The sequence below is a fragment of the Streptomyces sp. NPDC058525 genome (assembly GCF_042719495.1).
Lineage (GTDB): Bacteria > Actinomycetota > Actinomycetes > Streptomycetales > Streptomycetaceae > Streptomyces.
The window spans coordinates 1-23,326 of sequence record NZ_JBHXNP010000085.1; the positions used below are offsets into that span (position 1 = coordinate 1).

Consider the following 23,326-nt stretch of genomic DNA (forward strand, 5'->3'; position numbering starts at 1 on the left):
GCGAAGGCGTCGTTGGTCGGGGCGAAGACGGTGATGTCCTGCGCGTTGTTCAGGGTGTCCACGAGCCCGGCCTGCTTGACCGCGGCGACCAGGGTCGACAGGGCCGGGTTGTTGGAGGCGGCGGTGGCGACCGGGTCCTTGGCCATGCCGTCGAAGGAGCCCGCGCCCTGCTTCGGGACTCCGGAACAGGCCGGGCCGAACGGCTCGTCACCCGTCGTCGAGCCGGCGGCCGGGGCTTCGCCGGTGTTGGCCGCGTCTCCGGCGGCCGCGGTGGGGGCGGCGGCCTTGGTGTCGCCGGAGGAGTCGGAGCAGGCGGCCAGCGAGAAGGGCAGCAGGACGGCTGCGGCGACGGCGATCCCGGTACGACGGATCTTGATGCTGTTCATGATCGGTTTCTCCTTGGGATGGTGCGGTTGGTTCGCGTGATTCGCTGGGTTCGCGTGTTTCGGTTGGTTCGGTTGGTTCGGTTGGCTCGGTTGGTTCGGTTCGCGGGGCGTGGTCTCAGGCGACGGTGACGAAGACGCTGTGGTGGCCGCTGGCCCCGTCGGGGACGGTCCGGGTGCGCTGATCGGTCTGCGTCTGACCGGTGCCGTCGGTGGCGCGGACGGTGATCGTGTGGCCGCCCGGGGTGGCCTGCCAGCGGTAGGACCACTGGCGCCAGGTGTCGACGGTGTCCTGGGCCGCCAGGTCGGCGTCCTGCCAGGGGCCGTCGTCGATACGGACCTCGACGCGGGTGATGCCGCGGCGCTGGGCCCAGGCGACGCCGGCGACCATGACGGTGCCGCCGTCGGTGGCGGGGCGGGCGAAGGGCTTGGGGGTGTCGATGCGGGACTGCGTCTTGATCGGCGCCCGACGGGCCCACTTGCGCTTGACCCAGTACGGGTCGTACGCGTCGAAGGTCGTCAGCTCGATGTCCTCGATCCACTTGCAGGCGGAGACGTAGCCGTAGAGGCCGGGGACAAGCATGCGGACGGGGAACCCGTGGTCGAAGGGCAGCGGTTCGCCGTTCATCCCGACGGCGAGCATCGCGTCCCGGCCGTCCATGACGTCCTCGACCGGGGAGCCCAGGGTCATGCCGTCCACGGAGCGCGCCACCAGCTGATCGGCCTGCCCGCCCTTCGACGGCGGCTTGACCCCGCATTCCGCGAGCAGGCCGGCCAGCGGAACGCCGAGCCAGCGGGCGTTGCCGAGGTAGGGGCCGCCCACCTCGTTGGAGACGCAGGTCAGCGTGATGTGGCGTTCGATCAGCGGGCGGGCCAGGAGCTGCTCGAAGGTGTAGGTACGGGGCCGCGTGACGCCCTTGCCGTGGATGCGCAGCCGCCAGGCACCGGCGTCGACCCGGGGCACGACGAGGGCGGTGTCGACGCGGTAGAAGTCCCGGTTCGGTGTGGTGAACGCGCCGATCCCCGGCACTTTCAGCTCCGCTCCAGAGGGAACGGCCGGTGCGGGAGAGGCAGGGGCGGGCAGGGTGAGGCCGCTGCGGGAGGCGATGGCGCCTCGGCCCCGCCGGCCGGACAGCGTGCGGCCCAGCGCCCCGGCTCCGGTGGCGGCCGCGGCGGTCACGGCCGCCGCGGTCAGGAACCCCCGCCGGTTCCACCCGCCCCCGCCCCCGTCCCCGCCGCTTCCGTCCCCGTCCGCGCCCTCCTCACCCGCCGGGGAGCCGGCGCGGGTGGCCCGGCCCGCCAGGAGGTACAGCACGGCAGCACCCGCCACCGCACCGGCCAGGGAGGGCAACGCGTCGGCGGGGCCCGCGGAGTCGGGCCGGCTCAGGGCCGCGGCGGCGCCGACGGCCCCGAACACCAGGACCCCGGCCGCCCCCACCCGCCGGTAGCGCAGCGCCAGGACGCCCAGGAAGAGCGCGAACAGGGCGAGCAGCGCGAGGATGCCGAGCTGGAGGACGAGCTTGTCGTTCTCCCCGAACGCCCGGATCGCGAAGTCCTTCACCGCGGCCGGGGTCCGGTCGATGACCGCGCCGCCCACGACGGTGACCGGCCCTGCGGCCGGCCGCACCACGCCGGCGACCAGCTCGGCCACGGCGAGCGCGGTGAACCCGGCCAGAAGTCCGGCCGCCCCGCCGGCGGCGGTGCGGGCGATGGTGTTGCGGAAGCTGCTCACACCCTGGCTTCGGTGACCGCCGCCCGGCGGATTGGCCCGACACCCGAACGAGTCACATCCGCTGTTGCCCGATGCCGCCAAGGGCCAAGTCCTTTGGCAATCCTTCACACCTTTCGTACCGAATCAGTGGTGACGCTCCAATGGGTTCCGCCCACTGGAACTGCCACCACAGGTGGTAGAGCCGGGCTGGACACCGTCCCCCTTCTGCTTCGCCCTCACCCGAGGGCCCCACGGCGAGGAACGCCATGGACACCGCAACCACGCATCCCACGCGGCCGTCAACGGTGCACCACGTGCTGCCCCCGGGGCCGCAGGCCGCCCGAGCGGCCCGCGAGCTGGCCGCACGGATGGTCGCGACCCACGACGGCCACTGCCCGTACGGCACCGCCGACGACATCCTGTTGATCGTCTCCGAACTGGCCTCCAACGCCGTCCGGCACGGCAGACCGCCCTATCGGCTCACCCTCGGCATGGAGGCGGGCCGGGCGAGCATCGCCGTCGGCGACGCCTCCCCCGCACTGCCCCGGCACCGCGCCGGCCACGGGCCGCTGTCCTGCGGGGGCCGGGGGCTGGAGATCATCCGTGCCCTGGGGGCGGAGATCTTCGTCGACCCCTCGCCCCGCGGCAAACAGGTCATCGCGGTGATCACCTGGCCCACGCCTTGAGGCCCGACGCGGGTGAACCCGTAGCCGAATGCCCGCCCATCCGCACGTACGTCCGCTACGAAGAAGACTCAGGCACCCCGAACGGCTCTGGGGCCGGACCGCCCCGCGGTGGCGGTCCAGCCCACGCCCTACCGACAAGGACCACTATGCGATGGACACCCCACTCCCGGACGGCCGACGCCGGCCGACGCCCCTTCGCCTGGTCGCCACAGCCGGAGCCCGGCCGGTGAACCAACCGCTCCCGTTCGGCGGCACGGGCCACACCGGCCACACCGGTCTCGCCGAGGTCATGCAGAAAGTGGCACACGGCGACAAGCAGGCCTTCTCCGCCCTGTACGACGCCCTCGCACCGATGGTCTTCGGCATCATCATCAAAGTCGTGCGCGACCGGGCCCAGTCGGAGGAGGTCGCCCAGGAGGTCATGATCGACCTGTGGCGGCAGGCCGCCCGCTACCGGCCCGACGCCGGCAGCGTGCACACGTGGGCGGCGACGATCGCCCACCGCCGGGCCGTGGACCGCGTCCGCTCCGCCCAAGCGGCCGCCGACCGCGACCAGGCCCAGGCCGCCCGCGAACACCAGACGGCGTTCGACCAGGTCGCCGAGCAGGTCGAGACCCGGCTGGAGAGCGAACAGGTACGGCGCTGTCTGCGCGGCCTGACCGAGCTCCAGCGTCAGGCCGTGACCCTCGCCTACTACCGGGGGCTGACCTACCGTGAAGTCGCCCAAACGCTTCGCACGCCGCTTCCCACCATCAAGACACGCATGCGCGACGGGCTGATCCGGCTTCGCGACTGCATGGGGGTGACCGCATGAATCACCACGCGTCCGACATCCATGTCCTCGCAGCCGCGTACGCGCTGAACGCCCTCGACCCGGGCGAGCGCGAAGAGTTCGCCGCGCACCTGACCGCGTGCGAGGCGTGCCGGCACGACGTGGCGGACTTCCAGGCCACGGCCGCCCGACTGGCGGCCGCCACGGCCCAGGCCCCGCCCGCCGCGATGAAGCCGCGGACGATGGCGGACATCGACCACGTGCGCCAGCTCCCGCCCCGCGTCCCCGCGGCCGCCCCGACCGCCCTCCGCGGTGTGCTGCGGCGCAAGGCCCTGCCCGTGGCCCTGGCCGCGAGCCTGGTCGCCGCCGCGTCGTTCGCCGGGCTGGCCGCCTGGCAGCACCAGGAGAACCGGCAGCTCGAGCAGCGGGCCCGGCAGAGCGAGCGGCAACTCGACGCCGTCAGCACCGTCCTGGCCGCCCCGGACGCCCGCACCGTCCACGGCCGGGCCGGCAACGGGGCCTTCACCACCGTCGTCGCCTCCGACCGGCAGAACAAGGCCGTCTTCACCGCCGCCGGCCTGCCCGCCCCGGCCGCGGGCAAGACCTACCAGCTGTGGCTGTCCCACGACGGCACCATGCGCCCGGCCGGGTTCATCCACCAGGACGGCAGCGTCCTGATCAACGGGGACACCGCCGACGCCGACGCCGTCGGACTCACCCTCGAACCGGCCGGCGGATCCCCACAGCCCACCACGAACCCCCTGCTCCTGATGACCCTCCCCGCATGATCCGCAGCCCGTCGCACCGTCCGCCCGATCACCCATTCGGCTGAACTCGGCACCGGAGCCGCCCCGGTCCGGCGAGGGTGCCCGGCCGAAGGTGCTCGGCGGCTCGCTACCTCTGCGTACGATGCCCCGAGGACCCGGACGGGGACCGGAACCGAGAACCACCGAAACCGAAGGACGAAGCCGTGGCGGAGCGGTACGACTGCTCGATGACATCCGAACGCACGGCCGGACTGCGCGCGGCCGCAGCGGCCGTGCGATCCGGCGGGCTCGTGGTGCTGCCCACCGACACCGTCTACGGCATCGGCGCCGACGCGTTCGATCCGCGCGCGGTCGCCGCTCTGCTCGACGCCAAGGGACGGGGCCGCCACATGCCCTCACCCGTCCTCGTCGGCTCCCCGGACGCCTTGGACGACCTCGTCACCGACCTCCCGGACATCGCCTGGAAGCTCGTCGAAGCCTTCTGGCCCGGCGCTCTCACCCTCGTCGCCCGGCACCAGCCGACGCTGAAGTGGGACCTCGGAGACACCCACGGCACGGTCGCCGTCCGCATGCCCCACCACCCCCTCACCCTCGAACTCCTCGACGACACCGGTCCGATGGCCGTCTCCAGCGCCAACCTCACGGGACACCCGGCCCCGCAGGACTGCGACGCCGCCCGGCGCATGCTGGGCGACACCGTCGCGGTCTACCTCGACGGCGGCCCGACCGCCGCCCTCGTCCCCTCGTCGATCGTGGACGTCACCGGCCCCACACCCACCCTGGTCAGGGCCGGCGCCCTGACCGCCGAACAGCTCCGCACCGTAGTCCCGAACCTGACCGAGCCCGCCTGACCCGGGCCATCGGGCGCATCAGGCGAATGCCACGGGGGCCGCATCCCGATCCGGCCGCCCCGGCCTCGGCCCCTTCCCGGCCCCGGCCCCTTCCCGGCCTCGGCCCCCTGCCGGGCCGGGTCCGCCGGGCCTCGGGTGGCCGACGGCTGGCAGGGGCCCGGCCGGCGCGTTTCACTGGGAAGTGCCGGTATGACCGAAGCCGGCACGCCTCGGGAGGTCCCGTGAACACGCACACGCCGCCGCGCTTCGACCCCACCCGGGTTCCCCACCTGCTGGGATCGTTCGCGCCGGTGAGCGAGGAGGTCGACGTCGCCGACCTCGAGGTGACCGGCGAGATCCCGTCGGCGCTGGACGGGCTGTACCTGCGCAACGGGCCCAATCCCCGATTCACCCCGATCGGCTCGTACCTGTACCCCATCGACGGGGACGGCATGCTGCACGGGGTCTGGCTCTCGCAGGGCCGCGCCCGCTACCGCAACCGCTTCGTGCGCACCCCCGCGCTGCGCGCCGAGGAGCGGGCCGGCCGGGCCCTGTGGGGCGGCCTGGAGTCGATGATCATGCCGGACGCCGAGCAGGTCGGGCCCGAACTCGCGGGCACCTTCAGGGACATGCCGGACATCAACGTCGTACGGCACGGCGGCCGGCTGCTGGCGCTCGCCGAGTCCGCGTGCCCCTTCCGCGTCGGCGCCGGCCTGGAGACGCTCGGCCGTGAGGACTTCGACGGCGCCCTGCCGATGGGCATCACCGCGCACCCCAAGATCGATCCGGTCACCGGCGAGATGGTCGTCTTCTGCTACGGCCTGGAGGCGCCGTACCTGACCTGGTCGGTCATCGGCCGCGACGGCGCGGTCACCCGGGGGCCCACGCCGGTCGACGGCGTGGACGAGCCGATGATGATCCACGACATGGCCCTGACCGAGCGCTACGCGGTCATCGTCCTCGCACCCGCCTTCTTCGACTTGGCGGGGGCCATGGCGGGCGGCTCGTTCCTCGCCTGGCGGCCCGAGCGCGGGACCCGCGTGGTCCTCGTCCCGCGCGACGGCGGACCGCCGCGCTGGGCCGCCGACGAGGCGTTCTGGCTCTGGCACACGGTGAACGCGTACGACGACGGACCCGGCCCGGACGCCCCGGTGGTCCTGGACTACGTGCAGTGGAGCCGGCTGACCGTCGGCGGGGAGCCGGAGCCCGGCGCCGCCCCCGCGACGGGTGGACTCGTACGGGCGCGCATCGACCCGGTGGCGGGCAGCATGGCCCGGACCCCGCTGGACGACGCCCGGGTGGAGTTCCCGCGCATCGACGACCGCCGCATCGGCCGGCGCCACCGCTACGCCGCGCTGGCCACCGAGACCGGCCGGACGGACCTGCTGCCCGGCGAGTACGACGCCGTACGCTTCCACGACACCGAGACGGGCACCTACCGCGTCTGGGATGCCGGCGACCTGTCCGTCGGCGAGCCGGTCTTCGCACCGGCGCCGGGGCAGGACTCGGAGGAGGACGGCTACTGGCTGACCTTCGCCACCGACCGCACCAACGGCTCCGCGTGGTTCCTCGTCATCCCGGCCCAGGACCCCGCCGCGGGCCCCATGGCCCGCGCCCGCATCCCGGTCCGAGTCCCACTAGGCCTACACGGCTCCTGGCTACCGACGGACACCGTCTGACCAACCAGCCCCGACCGGCCGCTACGGGTCGGCCAGCCCCTCGGAAAGGTCCACCGAACAGTTCTGCCGGCACGGCATCAGGCCCGGCAACCGTCATCCGTCATCCGTCATCCGTCATCCGTCACAGCACCGGAGCTCGGGGGGCCGGCGACGCGCCGGACACGGCCCACCCACGAGTCGTGGGTCAGCGAGGACCATGCGGCACCGAGTTCGATCCCGTGGTGGGTGCGAGCGAGGTCCGCCAGGGGTGTGAAGAGCGCCGCCTGGACCTCCTCGACGGCCGCTTCGGACGGCATCGCGACCTTGCCGCAGCCGCCCAGGCCGTCGTCGGCGAGGAACGTGTACGGCCACACGCCCTGTCCCGTCAGCAGGATGATCTCGCTCGGTATGCCGAGGGCCGGGCGCTTCTTCTTCGGCTTGGGTCGTCTTGCCACGGCCCCATCCAACCCGACATCGCGCCAACGCCAAACCGGATGCGAGCGACGCGGCAGCGCTGAGAAGATCCGGACATGCCAAGCCCCACCGTGGAAGAACTCCTCGCCAACGTTCACGGACTGACGCCCGAGCGCGCCGAACAGATCGGCGATCGGATCGACGCATGTCGGAGGCTGCTGGACGCCGGCGCCGACATGGACTCCGTCCAACAGCACCTGAAGGACGAGGGCGTCGGCATCCTCTACGCGATCCTGATCACCACCCGGCTGCTCGGGGACCACCCCAGCAGGCTGCGCGCGGCGCGGGAAATCGTGGAGTGCAGCCCGGCCCGTATGCACAACGCCGGCTGACGAGGGGGCGCCCCGTCCGCGCTCGCACGCCGTGGAGCCGGAAAGTCGCCACTGGTCAGCACGTTGTTACGACCGTACGATTCATCTGCCCGGTCGCACCGGGCGACAACGACAACTGAATGGCCGTATGACCTGGGGGAAGCCGGTGGGAATCCGGCGCTGACCTGCAACCGTGTGGGGCGCATCCGCGTCGCGAGCCGGGGCGCCCGGCGTGCGGCTCGTACCGCTTCCACTGTCACGGTCTACAGCGCGGAGCCTTGAGTCGCCGGATCACCGACGGCCCCGTCCCCGCCGCCGCGGAGGGAGCGGCGCTGCCGGGGGATGTCGTGCGGAGCAGGGGCGTGCTGTGCGCCCTCCCCGCTCGAAAGGCATTCCATGCGCCCGAACCTCGTCCGTCGCACCCTCGTCACGACGGCCGCCCTGGGGCTCGCGCTCGCCACCGCGCCGGCCGTCGCCCACGCCGAGCCGGTGCCCCACTCCAACGCCCCGGTCAAGGTCAGCCTCACGGTGCAGGGTCCGAGCGGGCTGCTGTTCAAGGGCAAGATAAAGACCAAGGGCCACGACGTCACCACCGCCACCGGCGGCACGCACAAGTGCGACGGCACGAACGGTTCGGCCAACCCGAGCGCCGTGCCCACGCCCACCGCCGCGCTGGACGACGCCGCCAAGAAGAAGAACTTCACCTGGGACGGCACCTGGTACGCCTCGTTCGACGACTTCTCCGTCGACACGATCAAGAACGTCAGCGGGGGCGGCTCCGCCTACTGGAGCATCTCCGTCAACGGCACCCCGACGCCCGTCGGCGGCTGCCAGTTCAAGCTGAACGCCGGTGACCAGGTCGCCTTCACCTGGACCTCGTTCTAAAGCAGACGCGGTGGGGGCGCGGCGACACCACTCGCCGCACCCCCACCGTTCCTGCGTGCCTCCGGCGCACCCTCAGCCCGGAGACCGTGCCGGGGCCCTCAGCCCCGGCCGTACGTGTGGAACCCGCGGCCGCTCTTGCGGCCCAGCAGCCCCGCCTGCACCATCCGCCGGAGCAGCGGGGGCGGGGCGTACAGCGGTTCCTTGAATTCGGCGTACAGCGATTCCGCGATGGCCGCGACCGTGTCCAGGCCGATCAGGTCGGCGAGTTTGAGCGGGCCCATGGGGTGGGCGCAGCCCAGTTCCATGCCGGCGTCGACATCGGCGGCGCTCGCGAACCCGGACCCGGCCATCCGGATCGCCGACAACAGGTACGGGATCAGCAGCGCGTTGACGACGAAGCCGGCCCGGTCCTGGGAGCGGACCGTGGTCTTGCCCAGCGCGTCGCGGGCGAAGCCTTCGACGGCGGCCAGGGTGTCGGCCGAGGTGTGCAGCGAGGAGACGACCTCCACGAGCGGGAGCACGGGCACGGGGTTGAAGAAGTGCAGGCCCACGACCCGGTCGGCGCGGCCGGTGGCCATGCCCAGCCGCATGACGGGGATGGCGGAGGTGTTCGTGGCGAGGATGGCCTGCGGGTCCTCGACGATCTTGTCGAGGGCGGTGAAGACCTCCGTCTTCGCGTCCGGGTTCTCCGTGACGGCCTCGATGACGAGCTGCCGGTCGGCCAGGTCCTCCAGGTCCCCGGTGAACACGAGCCGGGCCAGGGCGTCTTCTGCGGAGATCCGGTCCAGCTTGCCCCGCTGGACGGCCCGCTCCAGGGAGACGGCGACCCGCTCCCGGGCCGAGCGGGCGGCGGTGGCGTCCGACTCGGCGACGACGGTGTCGAGGCCGGCGCGGGCGCACACTTCGGCGATGCCGGCGCCCATCTGGCCGCCGCCGACCACCCCGACGCGCCGGATGCGGGCCGCTCCCGCGACGGCGCTCACGCGTTCACCTGCGCGGGGGCGCGGCGGACGAGGTGGCGGGTGTAGGCGTCGCAGGTGAAGAAGGCGGGGAGCTGCACGGACAGTGCGCTGTCCACGAAGACCTCCCGGGCTTCCAGTACGAGCGCCTGCGAGTCCTCGGCGTCCAGCGCCGCGCATTCGGCGTCGAGCAGGTCGATGACGGTACCCCGCTCCACTCGGTCGTGGCGGAGCCACTGCCAGATCTGCACACGTGCGATCTCGGCGGTCGCGGCGTCCTCCATCAGCCCGTTCAGGGCGACGGCTCCGCTGCCGCGCAGCCAGGCGTCGAAGTAGCGCAGGGCCACGGCCACGTTGGAGCGGATGCCCTCGTGGGTGGGCGGGGCGGCGATGCGGCGGACGGACAGCAGGTCCGCCGCGGCGACCTCGACGTCCTCACGGGTCCGGTCCAGCTGGTTCGGGTGGTTCCCGAGGACCCCGTCGAAGACGTCGCGGCAGACGGGGACGAGCCCGGGGTGGGCGACCCAGGATCCGTCGAAGCCGTCCTCGGCCTCGCGCTCCTTGTCGAGTCGGACCTTGGCGAGCGCGGCGCTGTTGGCCTCCGCGTCGCGGCTGGGGACGTGGGCGGCCATGCCTCCGATGGCGTGGGCGCCGCGCTTGTGGCAGGTACGGACGAGGAGTTCGGTGTAGGCCCGCATGAAGGGGGCGGTCATGGTGACCGCGGCACGGTCCGGCAGCTGGAAGTCCGTACGGTGTCCGAAGGTCTTGATGAGGCTGAAGAGGTAGTCCCAGCGGCCCGCGTTGAGGCCCGCGCTGTGCTCGCGCAGTGCGTGGAGGATCTCCTCCATCTCGAACGCGGCCGTGATGGTCTCGATGAGGACGGTGGCGCGGATCGTGCCCCGGGGTAGGCCGAGGAGCTCCTGGGCGAGGAGGAAGACGTCGTTCCAGAGGCGGGCCTCGTAGGCGTTCTCCAGCTTGGGGAGGTAGAAGTACGGGCCGTACCCGGCGTCGATCTGCCGCTGGGCGCAGTGGAAGAGGTACAGGCCGAAGTCCACGAGGGAAGCGGAGACGGGCCGTCCGTCGATCTCCAGGTGCTCCTCGGTGAGGTGCCAGCCGCGCGGGCGGACCATGATGGTCGCGACCTGCTCGCGGAGGCGGTACTCCTTGCCCTCGGGGGTGGTGAAGTCGATGCGCCGTTCGATGGCGTCGAGCAGGTTCAGCTGGCCGCCGATGACGTTGTCCCAGGTGGGTGCGGTGGCGTCCTCGAAGTCGGCCATCCACACGCGGGCCCCCGAGTTCAGGGCGTTGACGGTCATCCGGCGGTCCGGCGGCCCGGTGATCTCCACCCGGCGGTCGAGGAGACCCGGGGCGGGCGGTGCGACGCGCCAGTCGGGGTCGGCCCGGACGGCGGACGTGGCGACGGAGAAGTCCAGCGGTGTGCCCGCGACCAGGCGGTCCTTCCGGCGGCGCCGCTCCTTGAGGATCTCCAGACGGCGGGGTTCGAAGGCGGCGTCGAGCCGGCCGATGAACGCGAGCGCGTCCGGGGTGAGGATCTCGTCATGGCGTTCGCCCGGTGCCGCGAGGACCAGGACCGGGTGCGTGGTTGCGGTGGTGGACATGCGGTCTCCTGATGGAGGCGGAGGCGGAGGCGGGGCGGGAGGGGTGCAGGGAGGGGTGCGGGGAGGGTGGCAGGGCGGGGAGCCCCGCGGGAGCCGGATGCGGACGATGGTCCGGCTCCCGCGCAGCGGCTCGGGCGGCGCTGCCTAGTGGAACTGCTCTTCCTCCGTGGAGCCGGCGAGCGCGGTGGTGGAGGAGGCGGGGTTGACGGCGGTGGAGACGAGGTCGAAGTAGCCGGTGCCGACCTCGCGCTGGTGCTTGACGGCCGTGAAGCCGTGCTCCTGCGCGGCGAACTCTCGCTCCTGGAGGTCCACGTACGCGGTCATGCCGTGCTCCGCGTAGCCGCGGGCGAGGTCGAACATGCCGTGGTTGAGGGAGTGGAAGCCGGCCAGCGTGATGAACTGGAAGCGGTAGCCCATCGCACCCAGCTCCCGCTGGAACTTGGCGATCTGGTCGTCGTCCAGCGCTGCCTTCCAGTTGAAGGAGGGCGAGCAGTTGTAGGCGAGCATCTGGTCCGGGTACTGCGCGTGGATGGCCTCGGCGAACTCCCGGGCCTGCGCGAGGTCCGGAGTCCCCGTCTCGACCCAGATCAGGTCGGCGTACGGGGCGTAGGCCAGACCGCGGGCGATGACCGGAGCCATGCCGTTCTGGACGCGGTAGAAGCCCTCCGCCGTGCGCTCCCCCGTCGCGAACCGGGCGTCGCGCTCGTCCACGTCGCTGGTCAGCAGGTTCGCGGCCAGCGCGTCGGTACGGGCGATCACCAGCGTCGGCACGTCCGCGATGTCCGCCGCGAGACGGGCCGCGTTCAGGGTCCGGATGTGCTGCGAGGTCGGCACCAGCACCTTCCCGCCGAGGTGCCCGCACTTCTTCTCCGAGGCCAGCTGGTCCTCGTAGTGGATGCCGGCCGCGCCCGCCGCGATCATCGCCTTCGTCAGCTCGAACGCGTTCAGCGGGCCGCCGAACCCGGCCTCCGCGTCCGCCACGATCGGCGCGAGCCAGTCCGTGGTGTCCGTACCGCCCTCGGCCGTCGCGATCTGGTCGGCGCGCAGCAGCGCGTTGTTGATCCGGCGCACCACCTGGGGCACGGAGTTGACGGGGTAGAGGCTCTGGTCGGGGTAGGTGTGCCCGGCCTGGTTCGCGTCGGCCGCGACCTGCCAGCCCGACAGGTAGATCGCCTGCAGACCCGCCCGGACCTGCTGGACGGCCTGACCTCCGGTCAGCGCGCCCAGCGCGTGGATGTAGTCCCGCTCGTGCAGCTGCCGCCAGAGCCGCTCGGCACCCCGACGGGCCAGCGTGTGCTCCTCACGGACGCTGCCGGACAGCCGCACCACGTCCTCGGCGCTGTACGTCCGCTCGATACCGGCCCACCGCGGATCGGTGGCCCACCGCTCCTCCAGCTGCTGGGCCGCCGCCGTCGTGTTCGCCTCTGCCATGACCGTCACCGTTTCCGTGATCGCTGGGTCTGCGAATGCTCTGAACCATCGCCCAGTGCATTGGCACCCTGTGCCTGAGTAGGAGATCGCGGCCGCCGACCCCGCCCGTGGGCCGAGCTGAGCAATGTTGCCGGGCGGCCGGGGCAGGGGGGGCGGGTTGTCCGTAATCAGGGCGTGAATCGGGCCCGTTCCGCTGCCTCGGCCGCCGGGTCCGGCGGGCCGCACCACAGACTCTGGCAGTGGCACTCAGTGCCCTCAAGAAGGGATGAGTGCCAAGTTCTGCGAATCTTCTACGGCCGTTTTGCCAACCTTGCGAAGGTCACTCGCTGCCGGAAACCGGGTAGGGGACGTAGGTCTGCCGGTCCGGGTCCACCGCCAGCCTGCCTCCGGCCGGCGGCCTGGCCCGCTGGGCACAGTCGCGGCGTTCGCAGATGCGGCAGCCGAGGCCGATCGGTGTCGCGGCCGCCGGATCCGCCACGGCGAGCCCCTGCGCGTACACCAGCCGGGACGCGTGGCGCAGTTCGCAGCCGAGGGCGACGGCGAATTCGGCCCGGTGCGCCCGGTGTCCGTAGCCGCCGCGGGTGACGGTGCGGGCGATCCAGAAGTACTTCTTCCCGTCGGGCATCTCCGCCACCTGGGTCAGGATCCGCCCGGGCGCCGAGAAGGCCTCGTAGACGGTCCACAGCGGGCAGGTGCCGCCGAGGCGGGAGAAGTGGAAGTCGGTTGCGGACTGCCGTTTGGAGATGTTCCCGGCGCGGTCGGCCCGGAGGAACGAGAAGGGCACGCCGCGCTGTCCGGTGCGCTGGAGGGTGCTCAGCCGGTGGCAGACGGTCTCGAAGCCGACGCCGAAGCGGGCCTGGAGCAGCTCGATGTCGTAGCGCAGTTCCTCGGCCGCCGCCCGGAAGGAGTCGTACGGCATGAGGAGCGCGCCGGCGAAGTAGTTCGCGAGGCCGACCCTGGCCAGCCCGGCGGACTCGGCGGAGTCGAAGTGCGTCCCCGCCACGAGGGAGTCGATCAGCGGCCGGTGTTCCAGGAGCGCGAGCTGGGTGGCGAGCTGGAAGGCGCGCTGTGCGTCGGTGAGCCAGGGCGAGAGGAAGAGCAGGCCGCGGTCGCGGTCGAAGCGCCGGGCGTCCGCGGACCGGTCCGCGGCGGCGTCGTACACGGTCACCGCGTGGCGGGCGGCGAGGGCGTCCGCGAGGCGGTCCGCGGTGCGGGACACGGAGGTGGCGCCGAGGGCGGCCGCCGCGGACTGGGCCTCGGTGTCGAGCGCGTCGAAGTGGTTGTGGTGCGCGTAGAAGAAGTCCCGCACCTCGTCGTGCGGTTCGGCCCGCACCACGACCGTCGAGTCGCCGGGCGGGGCGAGGGCCGCGGCGCGTTCGGCCGCGTCGCGGTAGCGGTGGTGGAGGGAGACCAGTGCCCGTGCGATGTCCGGATGGTCCCTCGCCATGTCCGCGATCTCCTCGGGTGCCACCGAGACCCCGCCCGCTTCGTCGGCCAGAGCCGTTCGCAGGTCGGTCGCCAGGCGCTCCTCGTCGGCCTCGGAGAAGAACTCGGGGTCGACCCCGAACACCTCGGCGATCTTCAGCAGGACGGGGGCGGTGAGCGGGCGCCGGCTGTGCTCGATCTGGTTGAGGTAGCTGGTGGAGAGGTCGAGGGCCCGGGCCAGCTCCACCTGGTTCATCCCGCGCTCGCGCCGCAGCTTGCGCAGCTTCGCGTGGGCGTAGATCTTGCGTCCGGCGGTACGGCCCATCTGCCGAGAGCACCCCGTTTCCCATGGCTTCCGTTGCGAAGATAACACTCGCCGAATTCGCAGGATTCGCAGGTTCGCACGTTTCACCGGTGCGGATTCCACAGGTTGGAGCTGTCGATCCGGCTCCGGAAACGGGAAAGGGTGACGGCATCGACACCTCCGTTTTCCGCACCTGAGGAGTTCCGTGATCGAGCACGAGGTACGCGTCCACCCCAGCGCCGACCGGCTGCCCCGCGAGGATCAGCTCGCCTGGAAGCTGGCCGAGGCGGCCACCGGCATCCGCGCCGCCGATGCCGCTCCGGCCGTGGCCGACATGGCCGTCAACCGGATCGTCGACAACGCCGCGGTCGCCGTGGCTTCCCTGCTGCGCCGCCCGGTGGCCGTGGCCCGGGCCCAGGCCGCGCCGCACCACCGCGCTCCCGGCGCCTCGGTGTTCGGTCTGCCCGCCGGGGCACGCGTATCGCCCGAGTGGGCGGCCTGGGCCAACGGGACGGCGGTGCGCGAGCTGGACTTCCACGACACGTTCCTCGCGGCCGACTACGCGCATCCGGGGGACAACATCCCGCCGCTGCTGGCCGTCGCCCAGCACGCGGGCCGCTCGGGCGCCGACCTGATCCGCGGCATCATCGCCGCCTACGAGGTCCACGTCGCCCTGGTCCGCGGGATCTGCCTGCACGAGCACCGCATCGACCACGTCGCCCACCTCGGCGCCGCCACCGCGTGCGGGCTGGGCGCGATGCTCGGACTGGACACCGCGACCGTGTACCAGGCCGTGCAGCAGGCCGTGCATACGACCACCTCGACCCGGCAGTCCCGCAAGGGCGAGATCTCCAGCTGGAAGGCGTACGCCCCGGCGTTCGCGGGCAAGGCGGCCGTCGAGGCCGTGGACCGGGCCATGCGCGGCGAGGGCTCCCCCTCCCCGGTCTACGAGGGCGAGGACGGCTTCCTGGCGTGGATGCTGAACGGCCCGCAGGCCGTGTACTCGGTCTCGCTGCCCGCCCCCGGAGAGCCGCCCCGCGCGATCCTCGACACCTACACGAAGGAGTACTCGGCCGAGTACCAGGCCCAGGCGATCATCGACCTGGCCCGCAGGATGCGGGAGAAGACCGGGCCGACGGCCGGGATCCGTGAGGTCGTCCTGCACACCAGCCACCACACCCACCACGTGATCGGCTCCGGCTCCGGCGACCCGCAGAAGTACGACCCGACGGCCAGCCGGGAGACCCTCGACCACTCGATCCCCTACATCCTCGCCGTCGCGCTGGAGGACGGCACGTGGCACCACGAGCGCTCCTACGCCCCCGAGCGCGCTCAGCGGCCGCAGACCGTCGCCCTGTGGCGGAAGATCTCGACCGTCGAGGACCCCGCGTGGACGCGCCGCTACCACGACCCCGACCCGGAGCGCCGGGCCTTCGGCGGCCGTCTGGTGATCACCCTGGACGACGGCGGGGTCATCGAGGACGAGCTCGGCGTCGCGGACGCGCACCCCGCCGGTGCCCGGCCCTTCGACCGGGCCGCCTACGTCGGCAAGTTCCGCACGCTGGCCGAGGACCTCGTCACGGCCGAGGCCCAGGAGCGGTTCCTCGACACCGCCCACCGGCTCGCCGGCCTCGCCACCGCCGGACTCGACGGGCTGTTCCCGGTGGTCGACACGGACCGCACGGCCGCGTACGACGCGACCCTGCCGAAGGGACTGTTCTGATGCTGCACACCCGCACCACGGCGACGGGACGGCGCCGGGCGTTCCGGGAGCAGCTGGCGTCCGGACGGCTCCTGCGGATGCCCGGCGCCGTCAACCCGTACTCGGCACGGATGATCCAGGACGCGGGCTTCGACGGGGTGTACCTGTCGGGGGCGGTGCTCGCGGCGGACCTCGGACTGCCCGACATCGGCCTGACCACCTCGACCGAGGTCGCGTCCCGCGCCCGGCAGATCACCCGGAACACGGACCTGCCCGCCCTGGTCGACGCCGACACGGGCTTCGGCGAGCCGCTGAACGCGGCCCGCACGGTCCAGCTGATGGAGGACGCCGGTCTCGCCGGCCTCCACCTGGAAGACCAGGTCAACCCCAAGCGCTGCGGCCACCTCGACGGCAAGACCCTCGTCCCGCGGGAGGCGATGGTCCGACGCGTACGGGCGGCGGTCGAGGCCCGCACGGACGACGGCTTCCTGCTGATGGCCCGTACCGACGCCCGCGCCGTGGAAGGGCTCGGAGCGGCGATCGACCGGGCCAAGGCGTACGTCGACGCGGGCGCGGACGCGGTCTTTCCCGAGGCCCTGGCCGGCGAAGCCGAGTTCGACGCCTTCCGCAAGGCGGTCGACGTGCCGCTGCTCGCGAACATGACCGAGTTCGGGAAGGGCCCGCTGCTGTCGGCCCGCACGCTCGAGGACCTCGGCTACAACATCGTGATCTACCCCGTGACCCTCTTCCGCCTCGCCATGGGCGCGGTCGAGGACGGCCTGCGCACGCTCGCGGCCGAGGGCACCCAAGAAGCGCTCCTCCCCCGCATGCAGACCCGCTCCCGGCTCTACGAACTCCTCGGGTACGACGCGTACTCGGCCTTCGACGGGAGCGTCTTCGACTTCACCCTGCCTCCCGGCAGCTGACCCCACCGGAGTGCGCCATGACCGCCACCACCCCTGAGATCCACCGCGGCCTCGCCGGTGTCGTCGTCGACACCACGGCGATCTCCACGGTGATCGAGGAGACCAACTCCCTGACCTACCGCGGCTATCCGGTCCAGGACCTCGCCGCACGCTGCTCCTTCGAGGAGGTCGCCCACCTCCTCTGGTACGGGGAACTCCCCGACCCCGGACAGCTGGAACGCTTCCGGGCCCGCGAACGCGCCCTGCGCCCGCTCGACCGCACCACCGCCGAACTCCTCGCCGGACTCCCCCGGACCTGCCATCCCATGGACGTCCTGCGCACCGCCGTCAGCTTCTTCGGGGCCGAGGACCCCACCGAGGACGAGCAGGGCACGGCCGGGCACCTGACGAAGTCGCTCGGGCTGCTGGCCAGGCTGCCGGTGGTCGTCGCGGCCGATCACCGGCGCCGGCTCGGGCGGGATCCCGTACGGCCGGATCCGGAGCTGGGGTACGTGGAGAACTTCTTCCACATGTGCTTCGGGGAGGTGCCCGCTCCGGAGGTGGTGCGCTGCTTCGAGATCTCGATGATCCTCTACGCCGAGCACAGCTTCAACGCCTCGACGTTCACCGCCCGCGTGGTCACGTCCACCCTCTCCGACCTCTACAGCGCCGTGACGGCGGCGATCGGCGCGCTGAAGGGGCCGCTGCACGGCGGGGCCAACGAGGCGGTGATGCACATGCTGCGAGAGATCGGCGAGCCCGGCCGGGCCGACGAGTGGCTGGACCGGGCCCTGGCGGAGAAGCGCAAGATCATGGGCTTCGGGCACCGCGTCTACAAGCGCGGCGACTCCAGGGTCCCGATCATGCAGGAGGCCACCGACCGGCTCGTCGCCCGCGCGGGAGATCCGGAGGCCACCACCCTGGCGGCACTGCACACGGCCCTGCGGGACGCGATGACCGACCGCAAGGGCATCCACCCGAACCTCGACTACCCGGCCGCGCTGGCCTATCACCTGATGGGCTTCGACGTCCCCATGTTCACACCGCTGTTCGTCATGAGCAGGATCACCGGCTGGACGGCGCACATCACCGAGCAGCTCGGGCACAACGCCCTGATCAGGCCGCTCGGTGCGTACACCGGTCCGCCCCAGCGGCCGCTGCCGCGGGCGGTCTGAAGCCGGGCGCCCTGCGCGGCCGCTCCGGAGGGCGTGGTGTCCGGCCACGCCCTCCGGTCGCAGGTCAGCGGCTGCCGATGAGCCGGGGCAGTTCCGCCAGGGCGCCGGCGACACGGTCGGCGGGCAGGCCGCCGCCCTGGGCCGGCTCCGGGGAGCCGCCGCCGCGCCCGCCGAGGAGCTGCTTGACCAGCGCGGCCGCGTTCAGCGAAGAGCAGGGTCGGGTCCGGGGTGGGCAGGGGTGCGCTGGGGACGACGGTGTGGCCGCGCGCGGCGAAGTGGTCGAGGAATCTGCTGCGGATGTCGGCGGTACGCAAGGCTCGGTGCTCCGGTCGGTCAGGGCGGTCCGTCGGATTCGGGCGGTCGGATCGGGTGGTCGGGTCAGGCGGCCGGGTCAGGCGGCCGGGTCAGGTGGCCGGGTCAGGCGGCCGGGTCAGGCGGCCGGGTCGGGCGGCCGGGGATCAGAGGGGCAGGGGCACGGCCGTACGGGCCGGGTGCCGGGGGCCGAGGAAGGCCGCGTAGCCGGCTCCGCCGGGTGCGGGGTGGGTGGCCTGGGCCCAACCGAGGCGGCGGTAGAAGGACATGGCCGCCTCGGCCCGTACGGAGGTCAGCAGCCAGCAGCGGCCGTCGGGCGCGTCGGCGCTCACCGCGTCGAGCAGGGCCGCGCCCAGGCCCCTGCCGCGGGCCGGGCCGTGGACGGCGAGCTCGTCGACCTCCCGGGCGCCGCACAGCCACAGCTTCGTGCGCTCGGCGCCGAGGCCTGCCGACACCTGGGGGTGGCACCCGCCTGAGGGGAAGACTCCGGGGGTTCGCCGGCCGGTCGCGAAGCCCCGTACGGCGTCCCCGTCCAGGGCCAGGGCGGCCACGAACCCCGGACGTGCGACGTCGGCGGCGAGGCGCTCCGCGTAGCGGGCCGCGGCGGCCCGGTCCTGCGACCAGGGCCCCGTGCCGAACGCGTCCGCGTACACCCGGGCCACGCCGTCGGCATGGCGCAGCAGTTCCGCACCGGACACCCTGCGGACGGCGCCGCCGATCCGCGCGTGCCCGCCCGTGCTCCACGCCACCGACAGCCCCTTTCGCACCGAGACCGCAATTGCAAGTCCTGTGCAATAAGGTACGCGGCCGTGCATCAGGCCGCGCAGGCGAGTGCTCCGCGGTACCGCTCACCCCTCCGCCGGCGCCGCCGCCGGGGCGGGGAACGGACCTTCGGCACGCGTGAAGCGGCGCCGGTAGCGCAGCTGGAGCAGGGCCGCGTACAGCAGGCCGAAGCAGATCCAGGCGAGGTAGATCCCCGGCAGTCCGAGTCCGAGGTGGACGCCGAGGAGCCATCCCAACGGGATGAGCAGCAGGTAGTCGCTGGTCACCGAGGCGAACATGACCGCCCGGGTGTCGCCCGCGGCGCGCAGCAGGGCGGCGTGGGACATGGCCACGACGAAGGGGGCCAGGCTGAGCAGCGCCAGCGGGGTCGCGGCCCAGGCCCGGTCGACGACCTGGGGGTCGTCCGTGACCAGGGCGATCAGCGGGCGGCCGAAGGCCAGCGCGACCGCGGAGGGCACGGCGACCATGATCAGCATCAGTCTGAGCCCGGTACGGTGCCAGCCCGCCGCGCCCGCCGCGTTCCCGCGGCCCAGTTCCTGTCCGGCCAGGATCATGACGGCCGCGGCGGCCGAGCCGAGGAAGGTGAAGACGACGAGGATCAGGTTGTCGACGATGCGGTAGGCCGCCAGGTCGTGCGTGCCCATGCGCGCGGCGAACCCGGCCAGCAGCGCCTCGTTGAGGTAGCCGATGCCCGAGGTGCTCATCTCCGGCCACCCGATGCGCCACAGCTGCCCGGTGACGGCCGCCGTGTCCGCGCTCTTCCCGGACCGCGGCAGACGGGTTCGGCTGTAGCAGGCCGCGTAGCCGGTCCCGGCGGCCGTGGCGGCCACGGTGGCCAGGGCCGCACCGGTGACACCGAGGCCCGTCCGGAAGATCAGCAGCAGGCCGAGCGGCAGGTTGACCAGGTTGACGAGCAGGGCGGTGTACATCGAGACCCGGGTGGCCCCGATGCCCGCGCAGGCCCCCTGGAGGGTGAACGAGACGGCGGCGAACGGCACCGCGAAGCCCATCACGCGCAGGTACGCCGCTCCGGGCCCGACCAGTTCGTCCGGGGCGCCCAGCAGCACCAGGACCGGCGCGGCCGTGGCGTACAGCAGCACCCCGACGGCCACGCCGGCGCCGGCCGAGACGGCCAGCCCGACCCGTACGGCCGCGGCCACCTCGTCCGGCCGCCCCGCGCCGTGCCGCTGGGCGACCTGGACCTGGACGGCGGTCGCCCAGCCGCGTACGACGATCAGGGCGACCAGGTAGACGGGGGCGGCGAGCGCGAAGGCGCTCAGGGCCTCGGTGGACAGGCGGGCGAGCATGGCCGTGTCGACGACGTTGACGACGATCTGCGTCAGTCCGGCGATCAGCAACGGGTAGGTCAGGGCCCAGGCCCGGCGCACGGTCGGGCGGGCGGGTTCGGTCACAGAGCGGCCTGGGCGGCTTCCAGCAGCTCGATGTCGCGGTCGAGCAGGATGAGGGTGTCCACGCGCGAGTCCTTCCAGGCCAGGATCCTGTCGATGATGGCCGGGAGGGGCCCCGTCAGCGCCACTTCGTCGAGCAGCGTGTCGGGGACCGCCGTCACCGCCTCGGCCTTGTGGCCGGCGGCGAACCGTTCGCGGATGGTGCGCGCGGCGCCTTCGTACCCCATGTGGCAGGCCACGTCGAAGTACGTGTTGCGGGCTCCCGCCCCGACGGCTCCGATCAAGTGGGCGAAGAGCGGCCGCAGTTGGTCGCGGCCCTCTGCGACGGTGTCGGCGCGGGCGACGTACAGGATCGGGCAGATCCTGACGTCCTCGGGCGTGCGGCCGGACCGGGCGATGCCTTCGTCGAGGGGACGGGTCAGAACGGCCTCGTGCTCGGGCGCGTAGAGGCCGGCCAGCCAGCCGTCCGCGATCTCTCCGGCCAGCGCCACGTTCTGGGGTCCGATCGCGCCCAGGTACAGCGGGATGTGGGGGCGCAGCGGTGTCATGTCCGCCTTCACTGGGCGGGCCTGTCCGCTGGAGCCGGGGCCCCGGTAGGGCACCTGGTAGAGGGCGCCGTCGTGCTCGACGCGCCCGCCGTGGGCGACGGCCTGGCGGACGATGTCCACGTACTCGCGGGTGCGGCGCAGCGGCTTGTCGTACGGCTGGCCGTGCCAGCCCTCGACGATCCACGGCACGGACAGGCCGAGCCCGAGGTGGAAGCGGCCCGCGGACAGCACGTCGAGGGTCATGGCGGTCATGGCGGTGGCGGCCGGGGTGCGGGCCGGGATCTGCATGATGGCCGTGCCGAGTTTGATCCGTTCGGTCTTGGCCGCGAGGTAGCCGAGCACGCTCACGGCGTCCGGCCCGTACTCCTCTACGCTCCACACCGAGTCGACGCCGATCCGTTCGGCCCGTTCGACGATCGGGAGCACCTGCTCGATGGGTTCTCCGCCGTAGCCCAGGGCCAGCCCGAGACGCATGCGCTCACTCCGCTCTCTTGTGCCGTAAGGGGTGTCGTTCAGTTGGCTCGAAACCGTCGTCCGCCGTCACCAGCCGTCGTCAGCCGTCATGAGAACGGCAGCGGACGGCGGACCAGGTCCTCCTCGGTGAGCGGCCCCGGCAGCCAGCCGCGGGCGGCCGGCTCCTCGTAGAGCCGGCGGCCGCCGAGGAAGGGGAAGGCGGCGGGTGCGTTGCAGTAGAGGCCGGGCACGATGACGCGGGCGACGTGCAGGCCGGCGGCGCGGACGTGCGGTGTGGTCAGGTCCACGGCGATGGTGCGCATCCCCGCTTCCGCGAGACGCCGGCGCAGGGCGGCCGGTGCCAGGTCGTCGGCCGGCCCGGGGGCGTCGGCCGGCCCGGGGGCGTCGGCCGGCCCGGGGGCGTCGGGCGCGGCTTCCGGGCGGGGCGTTCCGGGTGCGCGCAGCCGGTCGAGTCCGGCGTCCTGCATGGCCGGGTCGAGGTGGACCTGGAGGTGGAGGCGTACGTCGTTGACGTCGTGCCAGTCGGGCCGGAAGTCCTTCAGGTACGCACGGTCGCGGCGCAGCGGCCGGTACGGCCGATGGTCCGCCCGGCCTGCGCGGACGGCCCGCCAGAAGCCGCTGTCGTGCTCCAGCAGTTCCAGGCCGCTCTCGTGCATGCCGAGGGCCTCGGTGAACGCCTTGGCCGCCGCCGTTGGGGCGGCCGCGCGGCAGGCGCTGCCGAAAGCGACGAGACCCCGTGCACGGTCCTCGATGAACACCCCCGCGACCAGGGCGCCGACCGTGGACGGGATGCGCAGGAAGGTGACCGTCAGGCCGGCGGCGTCGGCCTCGCCGAGCGCGGCGGCCAGCGGGCCGTGGGGGGCGGGGTCGGGGTCGAGCCGCGCGGCGGGTGCACCGCTGGTCCACCACAGCGTCACGGCATCGCGTTCCAGTACCTCTTCCAGGGCGGAACGCTGCGCCTGCTCGCGGCTCGTACCGGCGGCCGTGCCCGCGAGCACCGGGTAGTTGGTCGGGGGCTCGGCGGCGCGGGCGCCGCGGAAGTAGTTCACGTAGGCGAGGGACGCCGGGACCAGGACCTCGTCGCCCTCGTCGTCCGGGTCGTGCCCGGTCACCCATGCGATCGGCAGCTCGCGCGTCATCGGTACGAAGGGAAAGCCCCGGTGGGCGTACTGGGACCGGGAGTACAGGGCGAACTCCCGCGGGTCGACGGCCGGGCGGCCGGCTCGTACGAGCTGCGCGTACGAGGCGACCGGCAGGGTGTCGGGGACGACGTTGCCGCAGAATCGTTCGACGGCCTCGCCGATGGCGGCTTTCCGCGCCTGTTCGTGGTCCGCGAGGGCGGCGCCTCCGGTGACCGCTTCGACCGACCAGCGGGCGAACTCCGGGCGCGGGGACAGCCGGGCGCTGTAGGAGACGCAGGTGGGAACGGTCTCGACGCGCGGCCGGTCTCGCGTGACCCGGTCGACGAGGTCGAGCCGGGAACCGGGCGCGGGCCCGGCGAGCGTCTCGATGTCGACCGCCTGGACGTCGTCCGTCTCGGCCGTCTCGTCCGTCTCGTCCGTCTCGTCCGTCTCGGCCGTCTCGACGTCGATCGGTTGCGCTGCTCGGCCGGGTGCTGCCACGGAGCCCACACTCCTCTTCGTCGATCGGGTGGCAGGCGTCCGGAGGCCGTGCCCCCGGGCCGCGCATGGCGGGGGACGATGTCGCTCCGTCGCCCCCCGCCACGCGGTCAGCTCTCGGTCAGCTCTCGGTGGGCTCGTCCTCGTGGTCCTCGCGCCACTCGAACGGAGCGTCCACGGCCGG

Annotated in this window: 21 protein-coding genes, 1 pseudogene and 1 riboswitch; of the genes and pseudogenes, 10 read left to right on the forward strand and 12 right to left on the reverse strand. The window is 72.9% G+C overall.

Annotated elements, in window-relative coordinates:
• Together ACFWP3_RS31005 and ACFWP3_RS31010 are read right to left on the reverse strand one after the other, a co-directional pair.
• The coding region (locus ACFWP3_RS31005; RefSeq protein ID WP_384227596.1) for a fasciclin domain-containing protein at positions 1 to 386 on the reverse strand (386 nt) is incomplete at its 3' end.
• Positions 387 to 501: 115 nt separating this feature from the next.
• Positions 502 to 2,115, reverse strand: coding sequence for a molybdopterin-dependent oxidoreductase (locus ACFWP3_RS31010; RefSeq protein ID WP_384227599.1), 1,614 nt, complete (start codon positions 2,113 to 2,115; stop codon positions 502 to 504).
• 245 nt (positions 2,116 to 2,360) lie between these two features.
• Here ACFWP3_RS31010 and ACFWP3_RS31015 point away from each other — a divergent pair, with 245 nt between their 5' ends.
• The 5 genes from ACFWP3_RS31015 to ACFWP3_RS31035 all read left to right on the forward strand — a co-directional run bounded on the left by ACFWP3_RS31015 (position 2,361) and on the right by ACFWP3_RS31035 (position 6,828).
• Positions 2,361 to 2,780 carry an ATP-binding protein gene (locus ACFWP3_RS31015; RefSeq protein WP_384227601.1) on the forward strand — a complete coding sequence of 140 codons (420 nt, stop codon included), beginning with the start codon at positions 2,361 to 2,363 and terminating at the stop codon, positions 2,778 to 2,780.
• A 226-nt stretch (positions 2,781 to 3,006) separates the two neighbouring features.
• The gene (gene sigK / locus ACFWP3_RS31020) at positions 3,007 to 3,594 is read left to right on the forward strand and encodes an ECF RNA polymerase sigma factor SigK (protein ID WP_384227604.1); all 588 of its coding nucleotides are present in this window, start codon (positions 3,007 to 3,009) and stop codon (positions 3,592 to 3,594) included.
• The gene (locus ACFWP3_RS31025) at positions 3,591 to 4,340 is read left to right on the forward strand and encodes an anti-sigma factor (RefSeq protein ID WP_384227606.1); all 750 of its coding nucleotides are present in this window, start codon (positions 3,591 to 3,593) and stop codon (positions 4,338 to 4,340) included. The genes sigK and ACFWP3_RS31025 overlap by 4 nt, the downstream gene beginning before the upstream one ends.
• Before the next feature lie 182 nt (positions 4,341 to 4,522).
• Positions 4,523 to 5,170, forward strand: a complete 648-nt coding sequence (locus ACFWP3_RS31030) for an L-threonylcarbamoyladenylate synthase (RefSeq protein WP_384227609.1) — start codon at positions 4,523 to 4,525, stop codon at positions 5,168 to 5,170.
• A gap of 221 nt (positions 5,171 to 5,391) precedes the next feature.
• The gene (locus tag ACFWP3_RS31035; RefSeq protein ID WP_384227611.1) at positions 5,392 to 6,828 is read left to right on the forward strand and encodes a carotenoid oxygenase family protein; all 1,437 of its coding nucleotides are present in this window, start codon (positions 5,392 to 5,394) and stop codon (positions 6,826 to 6,828) included.
• Positions 6,829 to 6,935: 107 nt separating this feature from the next.
• Here ACFWP3_RS31035 and ACFWP3_RS31040 read toward each other — a convergent pair whose 3' ends face one another.
• Positions 6,936 to 7,262, reverse strand: coding sequence for a hypothetical protein (locus ACFWP3_RS31040; RefSeq protein WP_384227614.1), 327 nt, complete (start codon positions 7,260 to 7,262; stop codon positions 6,936 to 6,938).
• A gap of 75 nt (positions 7,263 to 7,337) precedes the next feature.
• Between ACFWP3_RS31040 and ACFWP3_RS31045 the strand changes: the two genes are divergently transcribed.
• Entirely contained in the window at positions 7,338 to 7,613 is a 276-nt protein-coding gene (locus tag ACFWP3_RS31045; RefSeq protein WP_384227616.1) for a hypothetical protein, read from the forward strand.
• Positions 7,614 to 7,692: 79 nt separating this feature from the next.
• Positions 7,693 to 7,842: riboswitch (cobalamin riboswitch) on the forward strand.
• A gap of 146 nt (positions 7,843 to 7,988) precedes the next feature.
• Positions 7,989 to 8,477, forward strand: coding sequence for a DUF4430 domain-containing protein (locus ACFWP3_RS31050; protein WP_384227618.1), 489 nt, complete (start codon positions 7,989 to 7,991; stop codon positions 8,475 to 8,477).
• A gap of 98 nt (positions 8,478 to 8,575) precedes the next feature.
• Here the strand turns inward: ACFWP3_RS31050 and ACFWP3_RS31055 are convergent, their stop codons facing one another.
• The 4 genes from ACFWP3_RS31055 to ACFWP3_RS31070 all read right to left on the reverse strand — a co-directional run bounded on the left by ACFWP3_RS31055 (position 8,576) and on the right by ACFWP3_RS31070 (position 14,236).
• Positions 8,576 to 9,460, reverse strand: a complete 885-nt coding sequence (locus ACFWP3_RS31055) for a 3-hydroxybutyryl-CoA dehydrogenase (protein WP_384227620.1) — start codon at positions 9,458 to 9,460, stop codon at positions 8,576 to 8,578.
• Positions 9,457 to 11,055, reverse strand: a complete 1,599-nt coding sequence (aceB, locus tag ACFWP3_RS31060) for a malate synthase A (protein ID WP_384227623.1) — start codon at positions 11,053 to 11,055, stop codon at positions 9,457 to 9,459. The genes ACFWP3_RS31055 and aceB overlap by 4 nt, the downstream gene beginning before the upstream one ends.
• Positions 11,056 to 11,199: 144 nt before the next feature.
• The gene (gene aceA / locus ACFWP3_RS31065) at positions 11,200 to 12,486 is read right to left on the reverse strand and encodes an isocitrate lyase (protein ID WP_384227625.1); all 1,287 of its coding nucleotides are present in this window, start codon (positions 12,484 to 12,486) and stop codon (positions 11,200 to 11,202) included.
• A gap of 319 nt (positions 12,487 to 12,805) precedes the next feature.
• Positions 12,806 to 14,236, reverse strand: coding sequence for a short-chain fatty acyl-CoA regulator family protein (locus ACFWP3_RS31070; protein ID WP_384227627.1), 1,431 nt, complete (start codon positions 14,234 to 14,236; stop codon positions 12,806 to 12,808).
• Positions 14,237 to 14,420: 184 nt separating this feature from the next.
• Here ACFWP3_RS31070 and ACFWP3_RS31075 point away from each other — a divergent pair, with 184 nt between their 5' ends.
• The 3 genes from ACFWP3_RS31075 to ACFWP3_RS31085 are packed head-to-tail and all read left to right on the forward strand — an operon-like array spanning position 14,421 to position 17,997.
• Positions 14,421 to 15,938: an MmgE/PrpD family protein gene (locus ACFWP3_RS31075; RefSeq protein ID WP_384227629.1), complete on the forward strand. Its 1,518-nt coding sequence runs from the start codon at positions 14,421 to 14,423 to the stop codon at positions 15,936 to 15,938.
• Complete coding sequence (gene prpB / locus ACFWP3_RS31080; protein ID WP_384227631.1) at positions 15,938 to 16,843, forward strand: methylisocitrate lyase; 906 nt, start codon at positions 15,938 to 15,940, stop codon at positions 16,841 to 16,843. The genes ACFWP3_RS31075 and prpB overlap by 1 nt, the downstream gene beginning before the upstream one ends.
• A gap of 17 nt (positions 16,844 to 16,860) precedes the next feature.
• Complete coding sequence (locus tag ACFWP3_RS31085; RefSeq protein WP_384227634.1) at positions 16,861 to 17,997, forward strand: bifunctional 2-methylcitrate synthase/citrate synthase; 1,137 nt, start codon at positions 16,861 to 16,863, stop codon at positions 17,995 to 17,997.
• Positions 17,998 to 18,191: 194 nt separating this feature from the next.
• Here the strand turns inward: ACFWP3_RS31085 and ACFWP3_RS31090 are convergent.
• The 5 genes and pseudogenes from ACFWP3_RS31090 to ACFWP3_RS31110 form a co-directional block, all read right to left on the reverse strand.
• A pseudogene (locus ACFWP3_RS31090) lies at positions 18,192 to 18,311 on the reverse strand (alanine--tRNA ligase-related protein); the annotation flags it as partial.
• Between the two features lie 144 nt (positions 18,312 to 18,455).
• On the reverse strand, positions 18,456 to 19,058 hold the full coding sequence (locus tag ACFWP3_RS31095; protein WP_384227636.1) for a GNAT family N-acetyltransferase: 603 nt from the start codon (positions 19,056 to 19,058) through the stop codon (positions 18,456 to 18,458).
• A gap of 99 nt (positions 19,059 to 19,157) precedes the next feature.
• Positions 19,158 to 20,504 (reverse strand): MATE family efflux transporter, encoded by a 1,347-nt coding sequence (locus ACFWP3_RS31100; RefSeq protein WP_384227639.1) that lies wholly within the window; start codon positions 20,502 to 20,504, stop codon positions 19,158 to 19,160.
• Positions 20,501 to 21,523 (reverse strand): LLM class F420-dependent oxidoreductase, encoded by a 1,023-nt coding sequence (locus ACFWP3_RS31105; RefSeq protein ID WP_384227641.1) that lies wholly within the window; start codon positions 21,521 to 21,523, stop codon positions 20,501 to 20,503. Before ACFWP3_RS31105 ends, ACFWP3_RS31100 begins: the two co-directional genes overlap by 4 nt.
• A gap of 86 nt (positions 21,524 to 21,609) precedes the next feature.
• Positions 21,610 to 23,145 (reverse strand): YcaO-like family protein, encoded by a 1,536-nt coding sequence (locus ACFWP3_RS31110; protein WP_384227643.1) that lies wholly within the window; start codon positions 23,143 to 23,145, stop codon positions 21,610 to 21,612.
• Positions 23,146 to 23,326: the final 181 nt, after the last annotated feature.